The sequence below is a fragment of the Anaerofustis stercorihominis genome, from assembly GCF_024623185.1.
In the GTDB taxonomy this organism is placed as follows: Bacteria; Bacillota; Clostridia; order Eubacteriales; family Anaerofustaceae; genus Anaerofustis.
Map to the genome: position 1 here is coordinate 55,312 of NZ_JANJZK010000009.1, position 19,457 is coordinate 74,768.

The 19,457-nt window shown below is 33.7% G+C and carries 19 protein-coding genes; 18 read left to right on the forward strand and 1 reads right to left on the reverse strand.

Annotated elements, in window-relative coordinates; genetic code table 11:
- Window positions 1-6: 6 nt before the first annotated feature.
- The 9 genes from NSA01_RS06725 (at window position 7) to NSA01_RS06765 (ending at window position 8,594) form a co-directional block, all read left to right on the forward strand.
- On the forward strand, window positions 7-252 hold the full coding sequence (locus NSA01_RS06725; protein ID WP_007050841.1) for a glutaredoxin domain-containing protein: 246 nt from the start codon (window positions 7-9) through the stop codon (window positions 250-252).
- A 117-nt stretch (window positions 253-369) separates the two neighbouring features.
- On the forward strand, window positions 370-1,059 hold the full coding sequence (locus NSA01_RS06730; protein WP_257480715.1) for a phage baseplate protein: 690 nt from the start codon (window positions 370-372) through the stop codon (window positions 1,057-1,059).
- A 168-nt stretch (window positions 1,060-1,227) separates the two neighbouring features.
- Window positions 1,228-2,382: a cysteine desulfurase family protein gene (locus tag NSA01_RS06735; protein ID WP_257480716.1), complete on the forward strand. Its 1,155-nt coding sequence runs from the start codon at window positions 1,228-1,230 to the stop codon at window positions 2,380-2,382.
- A gap of 13 nt (window positions 2,383-2,395) precedes the next feature.
- Window positions 2,396-2,773: an iron-sulfur cluster assembly scaffold protein gene (locus NSA01_RS06740; RefSeq protein ID WP_257480717.1), complete on the forward strand. Its 378-nt coding sequence runs from the start codon at window positions 2,396-2,398 to the stop codon at window positions 2,771-2,773.
- A gap of 67 nt (window positions 2,774-2,840) precedes the next feature.
- Complete coding sequence (gene scfA / locus NSA01_RS06745) at window positions 2,841-2,975, forward strand: six-cysteine ranthipeptide SCIFF (protein ID WP_083781768.1); 135 nt, start codon at window positions 2,841-2,843, stop codon at window positions 2,973-2,975.
- Window positions 2,976-3,038: 63 nt separating this feature from the next.
- On the forward strand, window positions 3,039-4,403 hold the full coding sequence (gene scfB, locus NSA01_RS06750; protein WP_257480718.1) for a thioether cross-link-forming SCIFF peptide maturase: 1,365 nt from the start codon (window positions 3,039-3,041) through the stop codon (window positions 4,401-4,403).
- Between the two features lie 61 nt (window positions 4,404-4,464).
- Complete coding sequence (gene secD / locus NSA01_RS06755) at window positions 4,465-5,751, forward strand: protein translocase subunit SecD (protein WP_257480719.1); 1,287 nt, start codon at window positions 4,465-4,467, stop codon at window positions 5,749-5,751.
- Window positions 5,744-6,826: a protein translocase subunit SecF gene (gene secF / locus NSA01_RS06760; RefSeq protein WP_257480720.1), complete on the forward strand. Its 1,083-nt coding sequence runs from the start codon at window positions 5,744-5,746 to the stop codon at window positions 6,824-6,826. The genes secD and secF overlap by 8 nt, the downstream gene beginning before the upstream one ends.
- Window positions 6,827-6,995: 169 nt before the next feature.
- Window positions 6,996-8,594, forward strand: a complete 1,599-nt coding sequence (locus tag NSA01_RS06765; RefSeq protein WP_257480721.1) for a potassium/proton antiporter — start codon at window positions 6,996-6,998, stop codon at window positions 8,592-8,594.
- Between the two features lie 19 nt (window positions 8,595-8,613).
- On the opposite strand, the gene NSA01_RS06770 is transcribed toward NSA01_RS06765, so the two are convergent.
- A complete protein-coding gene (locus tag NSA01_RS06770) occupies window positions 8,614-9,843 on the reverse strand; it encodes a Y-family DNA polymerase (RefSeq protein WP_257480722.1) in 1,230 nt (409 codons plus the stop codon).
- 224 nt (window positions 9,844-10,067) lie between these two features.
- Between NSA01_RS06770 and NSA01_RS06775 the strand changes: the two genes are divergently transcribed.
- The 9 genes from NSA01_RS06775 to NSA01_RS06815 all read left to right on the forward strand — a co-directional run bounded on the left by NSA01_RS06775 (window position 10,068) and on the right by NSA01_RS06815 (window position 19,454).
- Window positions 10,068-10,292: a FeoA family protein gene (locus NSA01_RS06775; RefSeq protein WP_257480723.1), complete on the forward strand. Its 225-nt coding sequence runs from the start codon at window positions 10,068-10,070 to the stop codon at window positions 10,290-10,292.
- A gap of 1 nt (window position 10,293) precedes the next feature.
- Window positions 10,294-12,303, forward strand: a complete 2,010-nt coding sequence (gene feoB / locus NSA01_RS06780; RefSeq protein WP_257480724.1) for a ferrous iron transport protein B — start codon at window positions 10,294-10,296, stop codon at window positions 12,301-12,303.
- A gap of 302 nt (window positions 12,304-12,605) precedes the next feature.
- On the forward strand, window positions 12,606-14,228 hold the full coding sequence (locus NSA01_RS06785; protein ID WP_257480725.1) for a hypothetical protein: 1,623 nt from the start codon (window positions 12,606-12,608) through the stop codon (window positions 14,226-14,228).
- 212 nt (window positions 14,229-14,440) lie between these two features.
- Complete coding sequence (locus NSA01_RS06790; protein WP_007050855.1) at window positions 14,441-14,668, forward strand: acyl carrier protein; 228 nt, start codon at window positions 14,441-14,443, stop codon at window positions 14,666-14,668.
- A gap of 204 nt (window positions 14,669-14,872) precedes the next feature.
- Window positions 14,873-15,334, forward strand: a complete 462-nt coding sequence (accB, locus tag NSA01_RS06795; protein WP_257480726.1) for an acetyl-CoA carboxylase biotin carboxyl carrier protein — start codon at window positions 14,873-14,875, stop codon at window positions 15,332-15,334.
- Window positions 15,335-16,705: an acetyl-CoA carboxylase biotin carboxylase subunit gene (locus tag NSA01_RS06800; protein WP_257480727.1), complete on the forward strand. Its 1,371-nt coding sequence runs from the start codon at window positions 15,335-15,337 to the stop codon at window positions 16,703-16,705.
- Entirely contained in the window at window positions 16,689-17,564 is an 876-nt protein-coding gene (accD, locus tag NSA01_RS06805; protein ID WP_257480728.1) for an acetyl-CoA carboxylase, carboxyltransferase subunit beta, read from the forward strand. The genes NSA01_RS06800 and accD overlap by 17 nt, the downstream gene beginning before the upstream one ends.
- The gene (locus NSA01_RS06810) at window positions 17,561-18,484 is read left to right on the forward strand and encodes an acetyl-CoA carboxylase carboxyltransferase subunit alpha (protein ID WP_257480729.1); all 924 of its coding nucleotides are present in this window, start codon (window positions 17,561-17,563) and stop codon (window positions 18,482-18,484) included. Before accD ends, NSA01_RS06810 begins: the two co-directional genes overlap by 4 nt.
- A gap of 1 nt (window position 18,485) precedes the next feature.
- Window positions 18,486-19,454 (forward strand): beta-ketoacyl-ACP synthase III, encoded by a 969-nt coding sequence (locus tag NSA01_RS06815; protein ID WP_257480730.1) that lies wholly within the window; start codon window positions 18,486-18,488, stop codon window positions 19,452-19,454.
- Window positions 19,455-19,457 lie beyond the last annotated feature (3 nt).

Genomic DNA, 19,457 nt, shown 5'->3' on the forward strand with positions numbered 1-19,457 from the left:
GCTATCATGGCTGAAGTAACAATTTATACGACTTCTACATGTCCATATTGTAAAATGGCTAAGGAGTTACTAAAACAAAAAGGAATTGATTATGAAGAAAGAATGGTTGAATTCGGAAGCGAAGAGCTTGTGGATTTAGTAAGCAGGACTCATCATAGAACAGTTCCTCAAATATTCTTTGGTGAAGAATTCATCGGAGGATATGACGATTTACAAAAATACTTAACAACTAAAGAATTTACAGAAAAATAGCTTAAAAGAAGGTCATTTGACCTTCTTTTTTTATATATTTATTACATTAATTAACTAAATATCTGTTAAATAAAACTAATTATATATTGATATAATGCTTTTAAACGGAGGTTAAAAATGAAAAATGATAAAGAAAATATAAATGAATTAGAAGAAGAAAATGAAGATATAATTTTAATAGGTTACGATGGAGATGATATTAAAGGCAGCATTGACTCTCTTTCATCAAGGTCATCTTATTATCCTTTATCTGCTAATCAAGGCAGAGTATTGAATGCTAAGGTAGATGGATTTCTAGATAATATTAATAATTTAGAAAATAAAATAGGAACTTTGCTTGATATCTTTTATCCAATAGGGAGTATCTATCAAAGTACAAAAAGTATTGATCCAAATAATGTTATAGGCGGGACATGGCAAAAGATAGAGGGTAGATTTTTGTTTGCGAGCTCTTCTACTTATTCAATCGGTAATGAAGGAGGCAGCGATAAAAATATTTTAATTGCTAACAATATACCGTTATTATCAGTTAATACTAAAATCAATGAAACTACACTAAAAGGCGCTTTTGGGAATTTTGCGACTCAAAGTTCAGGACAAGGCCCCAGTGCCAGCGGGATTTGTTCCTCATATATGGATGGTGATTACGGTGGTTATGGTACATCTAAAAAAGGATTGAAAGATGCTATAAGAATAGATGCTACTCATAGTCATACCGCAACTGCTACTGCAGGAAATTCTTCTCCTCAAGCAATAAATAACATGCCTCCCTATAAGGTTATAAATATGTGGGAGAGGATAGGTTAAAGAGATTATTTATATAATCTCTTTTTTATTTAATTTACAGAATATTGCAATCATTTACACCGTCTAATATCTATAAAAATAATAAAATTTTGTTTAATGACTTGAACTATACATGTTTTTTATTTATTATATTCATACTACATTAGTAGGAAAGGAGATAAATAGGTAATGAGAGTATATTTAGACAATGCCGCTACTACGAGACCTTATGATGAAGTAAGGGAAATAGTGGATGAATATAATGATAAATTTTATGCCAATGCATCTTCTCTTCATTCTTTTGGCAGGGAAGCCAGAAAAGGGATAGAATGGGCAAGAGAGGAAATAGCAGGTTTAATAAATGCTTCTCCCAGAGAAATAATATTTACTTCAGGTGCTACCGAAAGCGATAACTGGGCGATAAGAGGTGCCGCTTATCATAATAAAAATAAAGGTAAACATATAATAACTTCGGCTATAGAACATCATGCCGTGCTTCATACTTGTAGCCAGCTTGAAAAAGAAGGTTTTGACGTTACTTATCTTCCCGTTGACAGTGATGGAAATATAAGTATAAGAGAATTAAAGGATGCTATAAGGGACGATACGATACTTATAAGTATTATGGCTGCAAATAATGAAATAGGTACTATCGAGCCGATCAAAGAAATAGGTGAGGTTGCAAGAAAAAAGGGTATATTATTTCATACGGATGCGGTTCAGGCTGTGGGTAAAATGGATATTGATGTTGAGAAAATGAATATCGATTTGCTTTCAATGTCTGCTCATAAAATTCACGGACCGAAAGGTGTAGGCTTTTTATATATAAATAAAAAAGTGATACTTGACGTGTTTATGCAGGGAGGCGGACAGGAAAGAGCTTTAAGAGCGGGGACATATAACGCTCCTTGCATTGCGGGATTTGGAAAAGCAGTTGAGATAACAAAGAAAACTATGAATCAAGATACTGAGTATATAAAAGAGCTTAGAGATTATTTTATTGATGATATTTTAAAGAATGTTCCTGATACTATTTTAAATGGGAGTAGGGAGCATAGATTATGCAATAATATAAATTTTACTTTTAAAGGTATTGAAGGTGAAGCCTTTTTATATGCTTTGGATTTAGAAGGCATTGCTTGTTCGACGGGTTCTGCCTGTACTGCCGACTCGGGAAGCGAATCTCATGTAATAGATGCTCTCGGAGACAGTAATAAATTTGAAATTGGAGCAATCGTAAGATTTTCTCTATCCAAATTTAATACAAAAGAAGAAATTGATTATACTATGGAAGTTTTAAAAAGAACAGTTGAAAGACTTAGAAAGCTAAGTCCATTTTATTAAGGAGGAATTAATTATGTATAATGATATTGTATTAGACCATTTTCAAAATCCAAGAAATGTTGGTGTTATAGAAGATGCTACTGTTGTAGCAAAAGAAGCCAGTCCGTCTTGCGGGGATACAACGGAGTTTTTCCTAAAGATAGACGATAATGATGTTATTACGGATATTAAGTTTCGAACTTTCGGATGTGCAGCGGCAATAGCGAGTGCAAGTATGTCAACAGAGCTTATAAAAGGCAAGACTGTAGAGGAAGCAAGAAAAATCACAAATAAAATGGTTGTGGATTCTCTCGGTGGTCTTCCCGCTCCCAAAGTACATTGTTCGGTTCTTGCCGAAGGGGTCATAAATAAAGCTTTGGATGAATATGTTCAGATGAAGAATAACGACTAAACTCTATTGTAAATGATTATTCTTTATGCTATAATTTAGGGAAGAAATTATTTTTCGGAGGATGAAAATGAAACATATTAAAAAAGTGAACGAAGTAAGAGAAGATAGAAAAAATAAAGGTTGCGGCGAATGTGCTACATCTTGTCAATCAGCATGCAAAACTTCTTGTACTGTTGGTAACCAACCTTGCGAAAATAAATAATAAAAAATAATAGAATAAAAAAAGCAACCTTTTGGTTGCCTTTTTTTAAGTTAAGAGGAAGTTATGGGAATATATAAATATAAATTTAAAGATAAATACATAGTACTGGATATAAATTCTTCGCTTGTTTATGACGTAGATGAAATGACTTATGATGTTCTTGACTATTATAAAAAAGAAAATGAATATAATATAGTAAGTATTCTTAAAAGTAAATATGACGAAGAAGAAATTAAAGAAGTTATAGCTGAAATAAAAGAACTTGAAGCAGAAAAAAGACTTTATACTCCTGAGAAAAAGGTAAACAGAAAGCTTTATGAGAAGGGTATAGTTAAAGCGATGTGTCTTCATGTTTCACATGACTGTAACCTAGCCTGTCGCTACTGTTTTGCATCGGGCGGGAACTTCAATATGAAAAAAGAAGTTATGAATATTGAAACAGCGAAAAAGGCTATAGACTTTATTATAAGTAATTCAGGAAATAAAGTTCATCTTGAAGTAGATTTCTTTGGAGGAGAGCCTCTGCTTAATTTCGATGTGGTAAAGCAGACTGTTGAATATGCTAAAGAAGAAGCTAAAAAACATGGTAAGATATTTAGATTTACTTTAACGACGAATTGTGTTCTTTTAAATGATGATATAATCGATTACCTTAATAAGGAAATGTATAATGTAGTATTATCCTTGGACGGAAGAAAGGAAATAAACGATTATACGAGACCTATTGCAAACGGTAAGGGAAGTTATGATTTGATAATAGAAAATATTAAAAAAGTGGCTGAATCCAGAGATAAACTCGGACTTGATTATTACATAAGAGGTACGTATACCAAACATAACTTGGACTTTTATAAAGATGTTAAACATTTTTCTGATATAGGTTTAAAACAGTTATCCGTTGAAAGTGTCGTTGCAGATGAGAGTGAAGAATATGCAATAACGAAAGAAGATTTGCCTGAAATAATGGATAGTTATGATAAACTTACTGACATTTATTTGGACAGGCTGGGAACGGATAAAGAATTTAGGTTCTTCCACTTTAATGTAGATTTAGACGGCGGTAAATGCGAATATAAGAGAGTATCCGGCTGCGGTGCGGGATGTGAATATATTGCGGTAACTCCATTCGGAGATATTTATCCATGTCATCAATTTGTTGGAAATAAAGATTTTGTAATGGGTAATTTAAATGATGGAATAACCAATGATGAACTTAGAAATAAATTCTACAGTTCAAACAGTGTTTTGGATAAAAAAGAATGTGAGGACTGCTTCTGTAAGTATTTCTGCGGAGGCGGATGTCATGCAAACAGCTATAATTTTAACAAGGATATCAATGGTATTTACGAAACAGGATGTGATATCCTAAGAAAAAGAATGGAATGTGCTATATATATTAAATGCAAAGAAAAAGAACTTGTTGACTAGAAAATAAAAACGCTGTAAAATTAAAATATTATAATTAACAAAATTTAGGAGTAGAGGATATATGAAAAAGAAAAATGGGCTGAAGATGTTATTTATCTTAGTCGCCGTAGCTTTTTGTTACTATGTTTTCATGTTCGGTCTTCCTGTAAGTAAGGTCATAGGTATTTATGATATTGATCCTATAAAAGATACCATTAATTACGGACTTGATTTGACCGGCGGGGTTAATGTGGTACTACAGGCTAAAGAAAGCGACGGAAATAAAATAAATGACGATACTTTAGATAAAGCAGTCGAAACTATAAGAACTCGTATCGACTCTCTTGGTGTAAAAGAACCGACGATATCAAAACAAGGTAATGATAAAATCAGAGTATCTATACCGGATGTTGAAGATCAGGAAGAAGCCTTATCTATGATCGGTAAGACCGCGAAGTTGCAATTCGTGGGACCCGACGGGAAAGTAATCCTTGACGGTTCGAGTGTAAAGAGTGCAAAGTATGAAATTCAAAAGACTAATAACTACGTTGAAGAACCTGTAGTATCTCTTACATTTGATGATAAAGGGGCAAAAGCATTTGCCGACGCAACAAGTAACAATATAGGCAAAGTTATTTCTATTGAACTTGACGGAGAGAAGATTTCCACACCTACGGTTCAAAGTGCGATAACGGACGGCAAATGTGTAATTACGGGAATGAAAGACGGAGAAGAAGCTACAAAGCTTGCGACTTTAATTAAAGCGGGTTCACTTCCTGTAGAACTTGAAGCGATTGAAATAAGGACTATCGGACCAACTCTCGGTGCGGATTCTTTAAATAAGAGTTTGAAAGCCGGTGTTATAGGTGTAGGTTTGGTATTCTTATTCATGATAGTATTTTATCTTCTTCCGGGAGTTGTTGCCGATATTTCGCTTGCTATTTATATAGTGATTTATTTATTCTTAATGTCCGGTCTTGGGGTTACACTGACCCTTCCCGGTATTGCAGGTATCATTCTGTCCATAGGTATGGCTGTTGACAGTAATGTAATCATATTTGAAAGAATGAAAGAAGAGCTTAGAAGCGGTAAGACAATAATGGGTTCAATAGAGGCAGGCTTCTCCAGAGCCTTGACATCTATTATCGATGCTAATATTACGACCATTATTGCAGGTCTGGTATTATTCTTCCTTGGTGCGGGGACTATAAAAGGATTTGCGCTTACTCTTATGGTAGGGGTCGTTGTAAGTATGTTCACCGCAGTATTTGTTACAAAGAAATTAATGATTTTAGTTACTTCTTCGGATAAATTCAGTGACTTAAAATTATTTGGTATAAAGAACGTGGGAGGTAATGACAATGAATAATAAGATTAAAATTGATTTTGCCAAACACGCAAAAAAATACCTTGTCATAGCATTGGTGCTTATTGTTGTATCTCTCGGTTCTGTATTGTTCAGAGGTTTAGATTTCGGTATAGACTTTAAAGGCGGGACTATCATAACAATGGAGCTTCATCAGAAATTTGATGTTGATGATGTAAAAGCTATTTCCGGTAAGTATGACAGCAAAGCCGAAGTAACGACTTCAGGGGATAACGGAACTCAGGCTGTTATCAGTACAAGCAAAGATTTTACAGACAGTGAAAGAAAATCTTTATTCAATGATTTTAAAACCAAATATGATTTACAAGAAAAAGATTTGCTTTCAATAGATAATGTGTCCGGAACCGTCGGAGATGAACTTAGATCCATGGCAGTGAAGGCATGTATTATAGCGGTAATATGTATGCTCATTTATATAACATTCAGATTTGAATTTATGCAGGGACTGTGTGCCATATTCTCTCTAATATTTGATATGTGTATGGTTCTCGGAGTATTTTCAATATTCCAAATACAAGTAAATTCATCATTTATTGCAGCTATGCTTACTATACTCGGTTATTCAATAAACGATACTATAATTACCTTTGACAGGGTAAGGGAAAACAGTCCAAAGGTTAAAAGAGGCGATTATTATAATCTCGTAAATGTAAGTATCAACCAGACAATGACTCGTTCTATCAATACGACACTCACCACTCTTTTAGCTGTAACTCCGTTATTGATATTCGGTACTACATCTATCAAAGAATTTGTATTCCCAATGATGATTGGTTTTGTATCGGGTGTATTTTCTTCCATATGTGTAGCCGTTCCCGTTTGGTATATGATTAAAGAGAAACAAAAACTCAAAAATCCTGATAGGGTTCGTATGCCGGAACGCAAAAAGCCTAAAGCCATTGATGAAGATTTAATGGTTAATGTAGTCGATGACGTTAAAGAAGTAGAGGCTATAGTAAAAAGCGAAGAAGAGATATTGAGAGAACAGGAAGAGAAAAAAGCTAGGCGAAAAGCCAGAAAAGAAAAGAAGAAAAACAGAAAAAAAGGTCAGAGATAAAAAGAGGATTTATATATCCTCTTTTTTTATTAAGTAAATTTATTTTTCTATTTTATTAAGAATAGACAAATATTAATATTTTTGATATAATATAATTAATAAATTAGTTAAGCCTAACAAAGATGTTTAATAACTTTTGTTGGGCTTTTTTATAAAAAGGAGGTTTGGGATGACATTTTATTTATTGATTTCTGCCCTTGTGATAATACTTTGTCTTTTTTGTAATAAGCTTTCCAATAAAATAGGACTTCCCGCACTTCTTATTTTCATTGGTATAGGTATATTATTTGGTAGTGACGGGATTTTCAAAATTTATTTTGATGATTATAAATTAGCGGAGATGATTTGCAGCATAGCCCTCATTTTTATAATGTTCTTCGGTGGTTTTTGTACAAACTGGAATATAGCTAAACCTGTTATAAACAAAGCTGTGAGTTTATCGACGTTAGGTGTAATATTGACAGCTTTTTGGGTGGCATTATTTTCTACATATATTCTTAAATTTGACTTTTTAACCGGACTGTTAATAGGCTCTTTGCTTGGTTCGACCGATGCTGCCAGTGTTTTTTCCATACTGAGGCTTCACAAGCTCAATTTAAAAAACGGTCTTGCTTCCATCCTGGAAATTGAAAGCGGGAGTAATGATCCATTTGCATTTATTATGACAATGCTTACCTTAACATTGATGGGTGTGGGAAGTCATGGCTCGATAGTTACATTTATATTCAAAGAAATTATTTTCGGACTTATTATCGGTGTATTGATAGGTTTAATCGGAATATATATTTTAAATAAAGTAAACTTAAAGGGAGACGGACTTGATACTATATTTGTATTTGCTCTTGCACTTACTGCATATGCTCTTCCTGTTACTATAGGAGGAAATGGATATTTAAGTGTATATATTGCAGGACTTATTTTGGGTAACAGTAATATAAAAAATAAGATATCTCTTGTTCATTTCTTTAACGGTATCACCGGACTTGCTCAAATGATAATATTCTTTATTTTAGGATTATTATCCTTTCCTAGTCAGATCCCTGATATATTTTTAACTGCACTTTCTATAATGTTATTCTTAACTTTTATCGCCAGACCAATAGTAGTATTTATTATATTAAAACCGTTTAAAGTGAATTTAAAACAAATATTATTTATTTCTTTTTCCGGACTTAGAGGTGCAGCCTCAATAGTTTTTGCAATTATTGTGATAGCTTCGGGAGCCCAATTAAGTATAGATATTTATCATATAGTATTTTTGGTAGCAATATTTTCAATTTTATTTCAAGGTACACTTCTTCCTTACGTTGCCAAAAAGCTGGATGTTGTTGACAACGAAGAGGATGTATTTAAGACTTTTACGGATTATAACGAAGTTACCGATATGGAACTGGTGCAAATAAAGGTTACTAAGGATACGGATTTCTTAAATAAAAAATTATGTGATTTAAGCCTTCCAAAGAAAATGCTTATAGTAATGATAAAAAGAGGAGAGGATTCCATTGTCCCAAATGGCAATACTATGCTTAGAGAAGGGGATATTATAATTTTTAATGCAAAACTTTATAATGATGATAATATTAAATTAAAAGAAGTTAAAGCTGAAGATAGACCTGAGTGGATAAATAAAAGTATAAGTGAAATAACTTTTAAAAATAAAAGAAGACTTATTGTAATGATTAAAAGAGGGAAAAAGACCGTTATTCCGAGGGGAAATACTAAAATCAAAAATGACGATATATTGGTATTAAGCGGTTTTGATGAATAAAAGCTCCGAAATGGAGCTTTTATTTGAAATAATCAAGTTTGTCCGAAATTGTCTTATGTGTTTTTTCTTTGGGTTCACCTCTTTTTATTATATCCTGTCCGTAGTTATCTCTTAATTTGTCCATTACTTCTTCAACTTTTTTCATTTTTTCATTTTCGATTTTTTCTTCAATTAAAGAAAGCTGATTTATTTTTTCTTTATCAAGTCCGCCAACACTTACTCCGAGCAGTCTTATTGCATCATTATTCCAAAATTCATTGAATAGTTTAAATGACTGTTCATATATCGTGTTAGTGGAGTTTGTAAAGTAAGGCAGAGTCCGTTGATGTGAATAAGAATGAAATAGATTATTTTTTATAGTTACTGTTATTGTATTGCCTTTTAAGTTTTTTCTTCTTAGCCTTGTTCCTATGCTATCGCTCAAAGCAAGGAATACTTTTTTTATCTCAGCTATATCTGTTGTATCGTTTTTAAGTGTGGTGCTGTTTCCTATTGATTTTGTCTGTCTTGAAATTTCTACTTCGCTTTCGTCTATTCCATGAGAATAATTATATAACATCGTCCCTTGAGCTTGTTTAAAATTGTTTATTAAAAATTCCATTGAGCATTTATTTAGATCACCGATAGTTTTAATCCCCAAACTATTTAACTTTTCTTTTGTTTTTCTGCCTACCATAAATAGTTCATTTATATTAAGGGGAAACATTTTTTCTTCTATTTCCTCCGGAAAGAGAGTGATTACTTTGTCAGGTTTCTTTAGATCTCCTGCCATTTTTGCAAGAAGTTTATTGTTTGAAATTCCTATATTAACGGTAAAACCAAGCTCTCTTTTTATTCTTTCTTTTATTTTATATGCTGCTTTGATCGGCTCTCCAAACAATTTTTGGCTGAAAGTATAATCAAGAAAGCACTCGTCAATGGAGTATCTTTCTATCGTATCGGAGTATTCACTGAGTAAATCAAATAATTTATTTGAATACATTCTATATATTTTAAAGTTAGGCTTTACTACTAAAAGATTGGGACATTTTTTTCTTGCTTCAAATAAACTTTCTCCGGTTTTTACACCATATTTTTTAGCTTTTTGAGATTTGGCCAGAACTACACCTTTTCTTTTGGCTTCGTCTCCTCCTACCGCACTTGGTATATTTCTTAGGTCAACTTCATTATTTCCCATTTTTTTATTATAAGCAGCCTGCCATGATAAAAAAGCTGAATTAACATCAATATGAAATATAATTCTCCCCATTTTTTTTAACATTCCTTTCGTATAATAAAAAATATAACATAAAATATAGCAAAAATCAAACATATGTTCATTAATGTTGTGCGGATAGTATAATAATTTATTTATTATATAAAATCAACTATGGGCAGTAATGATTAATATTCTATATTTTAGTTGACTTAATAATAAGTACAGTTGTATAATTTAAAGGTAGCATAAGCTAACTGAAATTGGTGAGGGACAATATGACTTTAGATGAACTGAAAATCGGTCAAAAAGCGATTATTAAAAGTACCGGCGGAGAGCCTGCAATAAGAAGAAGACTTTTGGATATAGGATTAATTCCGAAGACTACGGTTTTTATAAGAAAGGTTGCACCTCTAGGTGATCCGATCGAAATAAATTTAAGAGGTTTTGAACTTACTCTTAGAAAAGATGATGCAAATAAAATAGAAGTTGAGGTAATTTAAAATGGAAAAAACCTTTGCTTTGGTAGGTAATCAAAACTGCGGTAAGACAACTTTATTCAATGCTTTGACCGGGAGCAATGCACATGTAGGCAATTTCCCCGGAGTAACTGTTGATAAGAAAGAAGGACCTATAAAGGGTCATGAAAATATAAACTTGGTAGACCTTCCGGGTATATATTCACTTTCTCCGTATACAAGTGAAGAAGTCGTAACCAGAGACTTTTTAATGAAGGACAAGCCGGACCTTATCATAAATATAATCGATGCAACTAATATAGAAAGAAATCTATATTTAACTTTACAATTACTTGAACTTAATATTCCCATGGTAATCGCACTCAGTATGATGGACGAGGTCATTGCCTGCGGAAACAGTATTGATATTGATAAAATAGCAGAAACTTTAAATGTAGACTGTATACCCATCCAAGCGGCAAAAAATCAGGGTACGGAAGAACTGGTTGCCGTAGCTGAAGATTTGATTACAGAGAATTCTTTTAGAGGTAAGATCGATTTTTGCAGCGGATATATACATAAGGCGATACATTCCATATCTCATATAATAGAAGCCAATGCGGAAGAAAAACATCTTCCCGTTAGGTTTTGTGTTTCTAAAATAGTAGAGGGTGATACTCTGCTTGAAGAACAGCTTGAACTTAGTGAGGCTGATAAAGATATAATAGGACATATAGTTGAGGAAATGGAAGATTCCGTGGGGCTTGACAGAGAAGCAGCGATTGCGGAAATGAGATATGAATATATCGAAACATTATGCAAAGACAGCGTACATAAAGTAGCACATACCAAAGAGCATATTCAAAGCGTCAAGATAGATACTGTTCTTACTAATAAATATTTTGCACTCCCTATTTTTATACTTATTATGGGTGCGATTTTCTATTTGACATTTGGTGTTATAGGTGCATTTTTAAGTGACGCTTTTGAATTATTATTGGAACAGTTTAAAATAGCACTGGATATGGGGCTTACCGCTCTTAAAATAAACCCGACACTTCATTCTTTAGTTACTGACGGGATTTACAGCGGGGTATCCATAGTTTTATCCTTCCTTCCGATAATCGTAACACTGTTCTTCTTTTTATCTCTTCTCGAAGACAGCGGATATATGGCTAGAATTGCGTTTATAATGGACAAGCCTCTCAGAAGGATAGGACTTAGCGGAAAGAGTTTTGTGCCTATGCTTATCGGCTTTGGGTGTTCAGTTCCCGGAATAATGGCAACGAGGACCCTCAACAGCTCCAGAGACAGAAAGATGACGGTACTTCTTACTCCTTTTATGTCATGCAGTGCGAAGCTTCCTATATATACTGTTTTTGCGGCAGCTTTCTTTAATGATAACCTTCCTTTGGTTATGATATGCTTTTATCTTCTTGGTATATTTACTGCGATATTGTCAGGATTTTTACTTAAAAATAGTATTTTTAAAGGAGAAGCTATGCCTTTTGTAATGGAACTTCCTCCATACAGACTGCCTTCAATCAAGTCACTGACAAGGCTTAGTTATGAAAAGGCTAAAGATTTTATTACTAAGGCATTTACGATTATTTTTGTAGCTAGCGTACTTATTTGGTTCTTGGAAAACTTTGATTTTAGATTCAATATGGTCGCAAATCCTGCGTCAAGTATGCTTGCGTCAATAGGAACACATCTTGCAGTAATATTCAAGCCTCTCGGCTTTGGAGAGTGGAAATTCGTAACAGCTCTTATTGCAGGGTTCAGTGCAAAAGAGGTAGTCGTAAGTACTTTGGCTATTTTAACGGGAAGTACACTAAATACTCTGCCTGCGGTATTGTCATCAATGCTTACTTTACCTGCGGCAATATCGTTTTTAACATTTACCTTATTATATATGCCTTGTGCGGCTGCATTTGCGGCAGCAAAAAGAGAAATAGGTTCTTTTAAAGGTGCTGTATTTACCGCAATGTATCAAACGGGAATAGCATATGTAATGGCATTCATAGTCTATAATGTAGCAAAATTAATATTATAAATATTAAAAGGCAAAATTTTGATTTTGTCTTTTTATTTATTTAATATATATCGCGGGCACTATGCCGGCCTTTGCAGATTCCGCGCCCTTATTTATATTACTAAGTTACTCGAACCTTTAAATATAACTTAAGATATCCGGATTATTTAGTAATAAAAACTAAAATACATATATAAATCAAAACATCAAATTAAAGATAGCTCAAAAGAAAAGTCTTTTTTCTTTCTTATTTGTTAAAATTTATAGTTTATGGTATAATTATTAGCTGAAAATAGAAAAAATCCCTAGTACGAGGTTTACATATGAAATCGAAATTAAAGTCGAAACTTAATATATTGCTAATAGTATTGATAGGAATATTTGTAGTGGGCTGTCTTGCTCAGGTATATTCAACTAATACCTTTTATAAGATGGATAAAGTCAACTACTATAATATTGATGAGCTAAAAATATCTGCAAAATATCACCGCGGAACCAAAGACATGGGTGTATTTATTGTAAATGATTTAAATCAAAATGCAAAAGATACATGGTTCATGGTAGAAGAATTCGCAAAACTCGGATATCATGTATACGTCTTTGATTTGCCGAGTCAGGGACATACAAAAGGTAGCGTTGAGTTTGGATATAAACAAAGTGAATATCTTGCAGAACAGTATTATACCGGAGTTGTTGCATTCTCTCAGCTTGCAAAATTAAATGAAGAAAATATACATATCATAGCGAGCGGTGTTTCTGCGAGGACTGCTCTTCAAACCGCAACAAAAGGATTTTTTAATCCAAAAGATTTAACACTTATTTCTACGGAAACAAATATTTTAGATAAGCTTGATTTAGACGTAATTAACTTTGTTAAAGAAGAAAATGTCAAGTTTATGAAGGATTTAAGTGCGTCAAATCCGGGAGAAAATATACATTTGATTACTTCCAACTTGAACAATAAATCCAGTGTAGCAGAAAATGAAGCTCTAAAACAAAGGCTTGAACAAGGTTCGACCGGTGCTGTCAACGAGAATGAAGTTACTCTTTCTGTTGTGAAGAATGTTCTTCCAATAAATGAAATTGAAAATAAAAGCGTTATCGATGAGACCGTTAGTTATATAGCATCAAGAGACGGATATCAATATACTCCAAATGTTTTTTTAACAGTAAAAAGTTTTATGAGTGTATTTTTGAGCCTATTGGCACTTGCGATTATAATCCTTGCTTATAAGATCAGAGGCAAAGATTATTATAAGGAAAAAGGAAGCATTCCTTTTAATAAGGAGTTTGTAATATCTAAATTGATTGCTGTTTTACCTGCATGCATTTTAGTGTTCCTGCTTCCTGTAGCTATATACTTCTTGGCGAGTCCAATCATTGCCGTTCCATATTTTGTTCTCGTTAAAATATCATTGATATCATGTTATGGAATAGTAATATTTTATTTATACTATAGGACTAATATCGCAAATGATATAGGCAGTCAAATATTTTATAAGGATCCTAAAGATAACATAAAAGGCGGATTAGCTGTTACGGGATTGGTTCTTGTAATGTTATACTTACTTTCCGTGTCGGGAAACAATATAGTCTTTAATGTATTTTCAATGAAAACGCTTTGGCTCATAGTATTTAGTATACTTGCTTATTTTATATTTTATATAGAAGAGAGAGAGAAAGAAGTAATGATTGCTTCTCAGCTTCAGAGGTTTATTATGTCATCATTTAACTTTTTGGTTATTTTGATCGTTGCCATAGTACTTTTGATTATGGGACAATTTGTTTTGGCACTTGATTTTGTGGGGCTTGGATTTGATATTATATTTGTTCTTGCGGTAGGTAAACTGTTAAAGGCAGTTAACTCTCCGACCAAATTTAATGCATTGGTTCAATCGGTAATACTTTGCGGGCTTATGTTGGCTCAAACAGTTTTATTTTTCTAATATAAAATTTAAATGCTGTCGTATGGCAGTATTTTTTTATTATAAAATTTGTAGAATTTTCTTAATGATACTGAGTATTATTAAGGTGTGATTTTTAATGATTTATTAATATTTTTTAACTGATATGGATAAAAAAGTATTTACTTTAAATTAAATTAAGTATATAATACGTAAATACTTTGAATATCAAAGAATTTAGGAGGACTATATTTATGTTAGAAGATATTAAAAAAGTGTTGGTAGATGCATTGGATATTGATGAAAATCTTATTACTCCTGATGCAAGATTAAAAGAAGATTTAGATATCGACTCACTTGCAGCAGTGGAATTATCATTAGAACTTGAAACTGAATTCGACGTTCAAATCGAAGACGAAGAATTGGAAAAATTAGTAACAGTACAAGATATTATTGATATAATTAAAGAAAAACAAGCATAGATTACATATTTTTAAACTTTAAGCGGGCTTATATTAAGCCCTTTTATATTTTTTATACGAATTTATACAATGTAATAGTTTGATAATCAAAGTAATTTGGTTATTAGTTTTATAGATGATTTCAGGTATAGATTTATTAAATAATAAATCAGTACTTTATATATAATTAATTGAAGATATAAGCTTTAATTAAAGGAGGATATTTTGGATACTAAAATAATTAAACAAGTTATAGATATATTTGAACATTCCGATGTTCATAAATTGGAAGTCGAAGATAAAGAGATCAAGATTAAGCTTGAAAAAGAAAATCGTAATATCGTTACTTCAATACCTTCTGCTGCCGTTCAAGAAAGTACATTCGCTGCTCAAAACAATAGTATGGATTTAGCAGAAAACGTAAATGCAGAAGAAAAAGAAGAGGATAAAGGAAATTGGATTAAGTCTCCGTTGGTCGGTACTTTTTATTCTAAGCCTAACGAAAATTCAAATGAATACGTAGGCGTAGGTGACAGCGTTAAAAAAGGCGATACTCTATGTATTATCGAAGCTATGAAAGTTATGAATGAAATAAAGGCACCCTCATCCGGAACAGTTTTAAAAGTAAATAAAACAGACGGAGAAATGGTTCAATTTGACGATGATCTTGTTTTAATAGGTGAGTAAATGATTAAGAAAGTTTTAATTGCTAACAGAGGAGAAATTGCGGTAAGGATTATTAGGACCTGTAAAGAAATGGGTATTAAAACCGTCGCGGTTTATTCGACTGCAGATAAAGATTCTCTTCATGTCCAAATAGCGGATGAAGCGATTTGTATAGGACCGGCTAAAGCTAATGACAGTTATTTGAATATGAGTAATATAATAGAAGCTGCGTGTTCGGTTGGTGCTGACGCAGTACATCCCGGTTTTGGTTTTTTAAGTGAAAATCCTAAATTCGCAAGACTTATTATCGGGTGCGGACTGATTTTTATCGGACCAAATCCGGATGTTATAGAAAAGCTTGGAAATAAAAGCGAAGCAAGGAAAATGATGATTGAAGCCGGAGTGCCTGTCGTACCCGGTTCCAAAGAAATAATAAAGAGTGCCGAAGAAGGAATAAAACTTGCCAAGGAGATTTCTTATCCCATAATCATAAAAGCCAGTAATGGCGGCGGGGGACGAGGAATGAGGATCGTTCAAAGCGAAGATGAGTTTGAAGATAACTTCAATAATGCTGTCAGCGAGGCTAAGGCTTGTTTTGGAGACAGCGATGTGTATTTGGAAAAGTATATTGAAAATCCTAAACATATTGAAATTCAGCTCTTAGGTGATAAACACGGAAATGTAATTCATTTGTTTGAAAGAGACTGTTCTTTTCAAAGAAGAAATCAAAAGCTTATAGAAGAAGCTCCTTGTCACGTTCTTGATGATAAGATAAGAAAATCAATGATAGCCGATGCAATAAAAGCCTGTAGGCATGTTGGATATGACAGTGTGGGTACTATTGAATTTCTGCTTGATAAAAGCGGTAAGTATTACTTCATGGAAATGAATACAAGAATTCAAGTCGAACATCCAATATCCGAGATGATAAGCGGAGTGGATATAGTTAAACATCAAATCAAGGTTGCAGGCGGACAAAAATTATCTCTTAGACAGGAAGATATAAAATGTAACGGTTATGCAATGGAATGCAGGATAAATGCGGAAGATATGGAAAGAGATTTTGCTCCTTCCCCCGGAAAGATTAAGTTTTTACATCTTCCGGGAGGCAGAGGTATAAGGATAGACAGTGCGGTGTACACCGGATATGAAATACCGCCTTATTACGATTCGATGATACTTAAACTTATTACATTCGCACCAACCAGGTTAGAGTGTATCAAGAAAATGAGAGTAGCCCTTGAAGAGCTTATAATAGACGGAGTAAAAACTAATATAGAATTTCATTATTTGACGCTTCATAATAAAACTTTTATTGAAGGTAATTATGATACCGGATTTTTTGATAGGTTTATAAAGGAGTTGGAAGAACAAAGTGGAGAACTTATTTAAGAAAAGACAGGAAAGACTTGAACTTTTTAAATCAAGAAGGATAAGAACCAATAAAGATTTAAATAAAAAAGAAGTCCCTGAAAATTTAATAAAAAACTGTGAAGTGTGTCATAAAAACGTTCCGTACGAAGATATGATGAATAATCTTTATGTTTGTCCTAACTGCTCTCATCATTTAAAGATAAGTGCAAGGGAAAGGATAAGACAGCTTACCGATAAATCTACATTCAGAGAGCTTGATAGAAACTTGGAAAGCAGTAATGAAGATGAATTCCCCGGATATACGAATAAGCTTGATAAAAGCAAAAAATCTACGGGACTTCACGAAGCTGTAGTTACCGGGGTCGGAAGGATAAACACGGAAAAAATAGCTCTTGCGGTCATGGACAGTAACTTCATGATGGGAAGTATGGGTCAAATCGTGGGTGAAAAGATCACGAGAATAACCGAGTATGCCATGAGAAGAAAACTTCCTCTTCTCATCAGCTGTACCAGCGGGGGAGCGAGAATGCAGGAAGGCATTATGTCATTAATGCAAATGGCTAAGACCAGTGCGGCACTGAAAAAGTTCAGTGATGAAGGCGGATTTTATATTTCTCTTCTTACTCATCCGACGACGGGAGGAGTAAGTGCGTCATTCGCAATGCTCGGGGACATTATAATTTCCGAGCCCAATGCACTTGTCGGTTTCGCCGGAAAAAGAGTTATAGAAAATACCATTAATGAAACTCTTCCGAAGGAATTCCAAAGAGCGGAGTTTCTTCTTGAAAAAGGATTTATTGATATGGTGGTAGACAGAACCGAAATGAAAAAGACAATATATGAACTTATAATGCTTCATAAAGGAGTAAGTTTATGAAAATAAAAGATTGTGAAATAAAGATTAGAGCTTGGGAAGCAGAGAAAGCTGCTTTAAACATAGATGAAGGTCAAAGATATGATGAGATAAACAAGGAAATCATAGAGCTTAAGAAAGAAGCTTATTCAAATTTAGAACCGTGGGACAGAGTATATCTTGCAAGACATCAGGACAGACCCAAGGCTTCGGATTACATATCTTTGATAATCGATAACTTTTACGAACTTCACGGAGACAGATGTTACGGTGATGACAATGCTTTGATCGGTGGGATAGGAACTTTTAAAGGTATTCCCGTTACTGTGCTGGCACAGGCGAAAGGTAAGACTTTGGAAGAAAATCTTACGAGAAACTTTGGGATGATGAACCCCGAAGGGTACAGAAAAGCTCTAAGGCTTGCAAAGGAAGCAGAAAAATTTCATAGACCGATAATAAATATAGTAGATACTGCGGGTGCTTATCCGGGTAAGGGTGCCGAAGAAAGAGGACAGGCGGAAGCTATTGCAAAATGTCTGTATGAATTTTCTAATCTTAAAACTCCGGTAATAAGCGTAGTTATTTCAGAGGGGGGAAGCGGCGGTGCGCTTGCATTAAGCATTGCCGATAGGATAGTGATGCTTGAAAATGCAATATATTCTGTCCTCTCTCCCGAAGGTTTTGCGAGTATCTTATGGAAAGATGAAAGCAGGGCGGAAGAAGCCAGCAAGTATATGAGACTTACATCTTATGATTTATATGAAAAAGGTATCATTGACCATATAATAAAAGAGCCTGCCGGAGGTGCTCAAAACGGACTTGAATATGTGGCAGCACAAATTGCTGTTTACATCGAAACAGAACTTAAAGAGCTTATGCAGAAAAAGGATAGGCTGCTTACCAGAGAGAGATTTTTAAAATATCGAAAAATAGGAATGATTTAATATGAACAATAGAAAAATTCTGGGATATGGTTATTATATTCCAAAGAATATGATTACCAACCATGATTTGGAGAAAATAGTCGACACCAGCGATGAGTGGATAAAAAGCAGGTCGGGGATAGAAACGAGATACATAAGCAGTGAAGAAAATACAAGTGCTATTTCATATAATGCGGCGTTAAAAGCAATAGATGACGCAGGTATCAAAAATGAAGATATCGACCTAATAATATGTGCCACCTGCACTCCCGACAATCTAACCCCGTCTACGGCTTGTCTGATACAAGAAAAGCTTGGGCTTAATGATAAACATGTGATGGCTTTTGATATAAGCGCCGCATGCAGCGGATTTCTGTATGCAATGCAGGTTGCGAGTATGATGCTCATAGAATATAAATGTGCTCTGATAATCGGTGCGGAAACGCTTAGCAAAGTAATCGACTGGAGTGACAGGAATACTTGTGTGCTTTTTGGAGACGGTGCAGGTGCTGTGATAATGAAAAGAAAAGAAACAAATAAGGAAATGTTTTTCTATGCAAACAGCGAAGGGGATAATGAAGGTAAACTTAGGATAAAAGGACCAAGCTTAAAAGAGCCTTTAAAGAATGAACTAAGAGAAATAGGTCATATCAAAATGGCGGGGAATGATGTTTTTCGTTTTGCCGTAAGGGCAATGAGTGAAGCTTTGATCAAAGTTCTTGAGAAGGCTGATAAGACAATAGACGATATTGACTTATTTATTCCTCATCAGGCTAATTACAGGATTATAAAACATGTTATCAGAAAACTTAAAATAGACGAAAGAAAATTATATATAAATCTAAATAATTACGGAAATACTTCAGCCGCAAGCGTTGCTATAGCCTTGGCTGAAGCAAAGGAAAAAGGACTAATAAAAGAAGGAGCAAAAATTGTTTTAATAGGATTTGGAGCTGGATTTACTTATGCTTCGGGTTATATTGAAATATAGTAG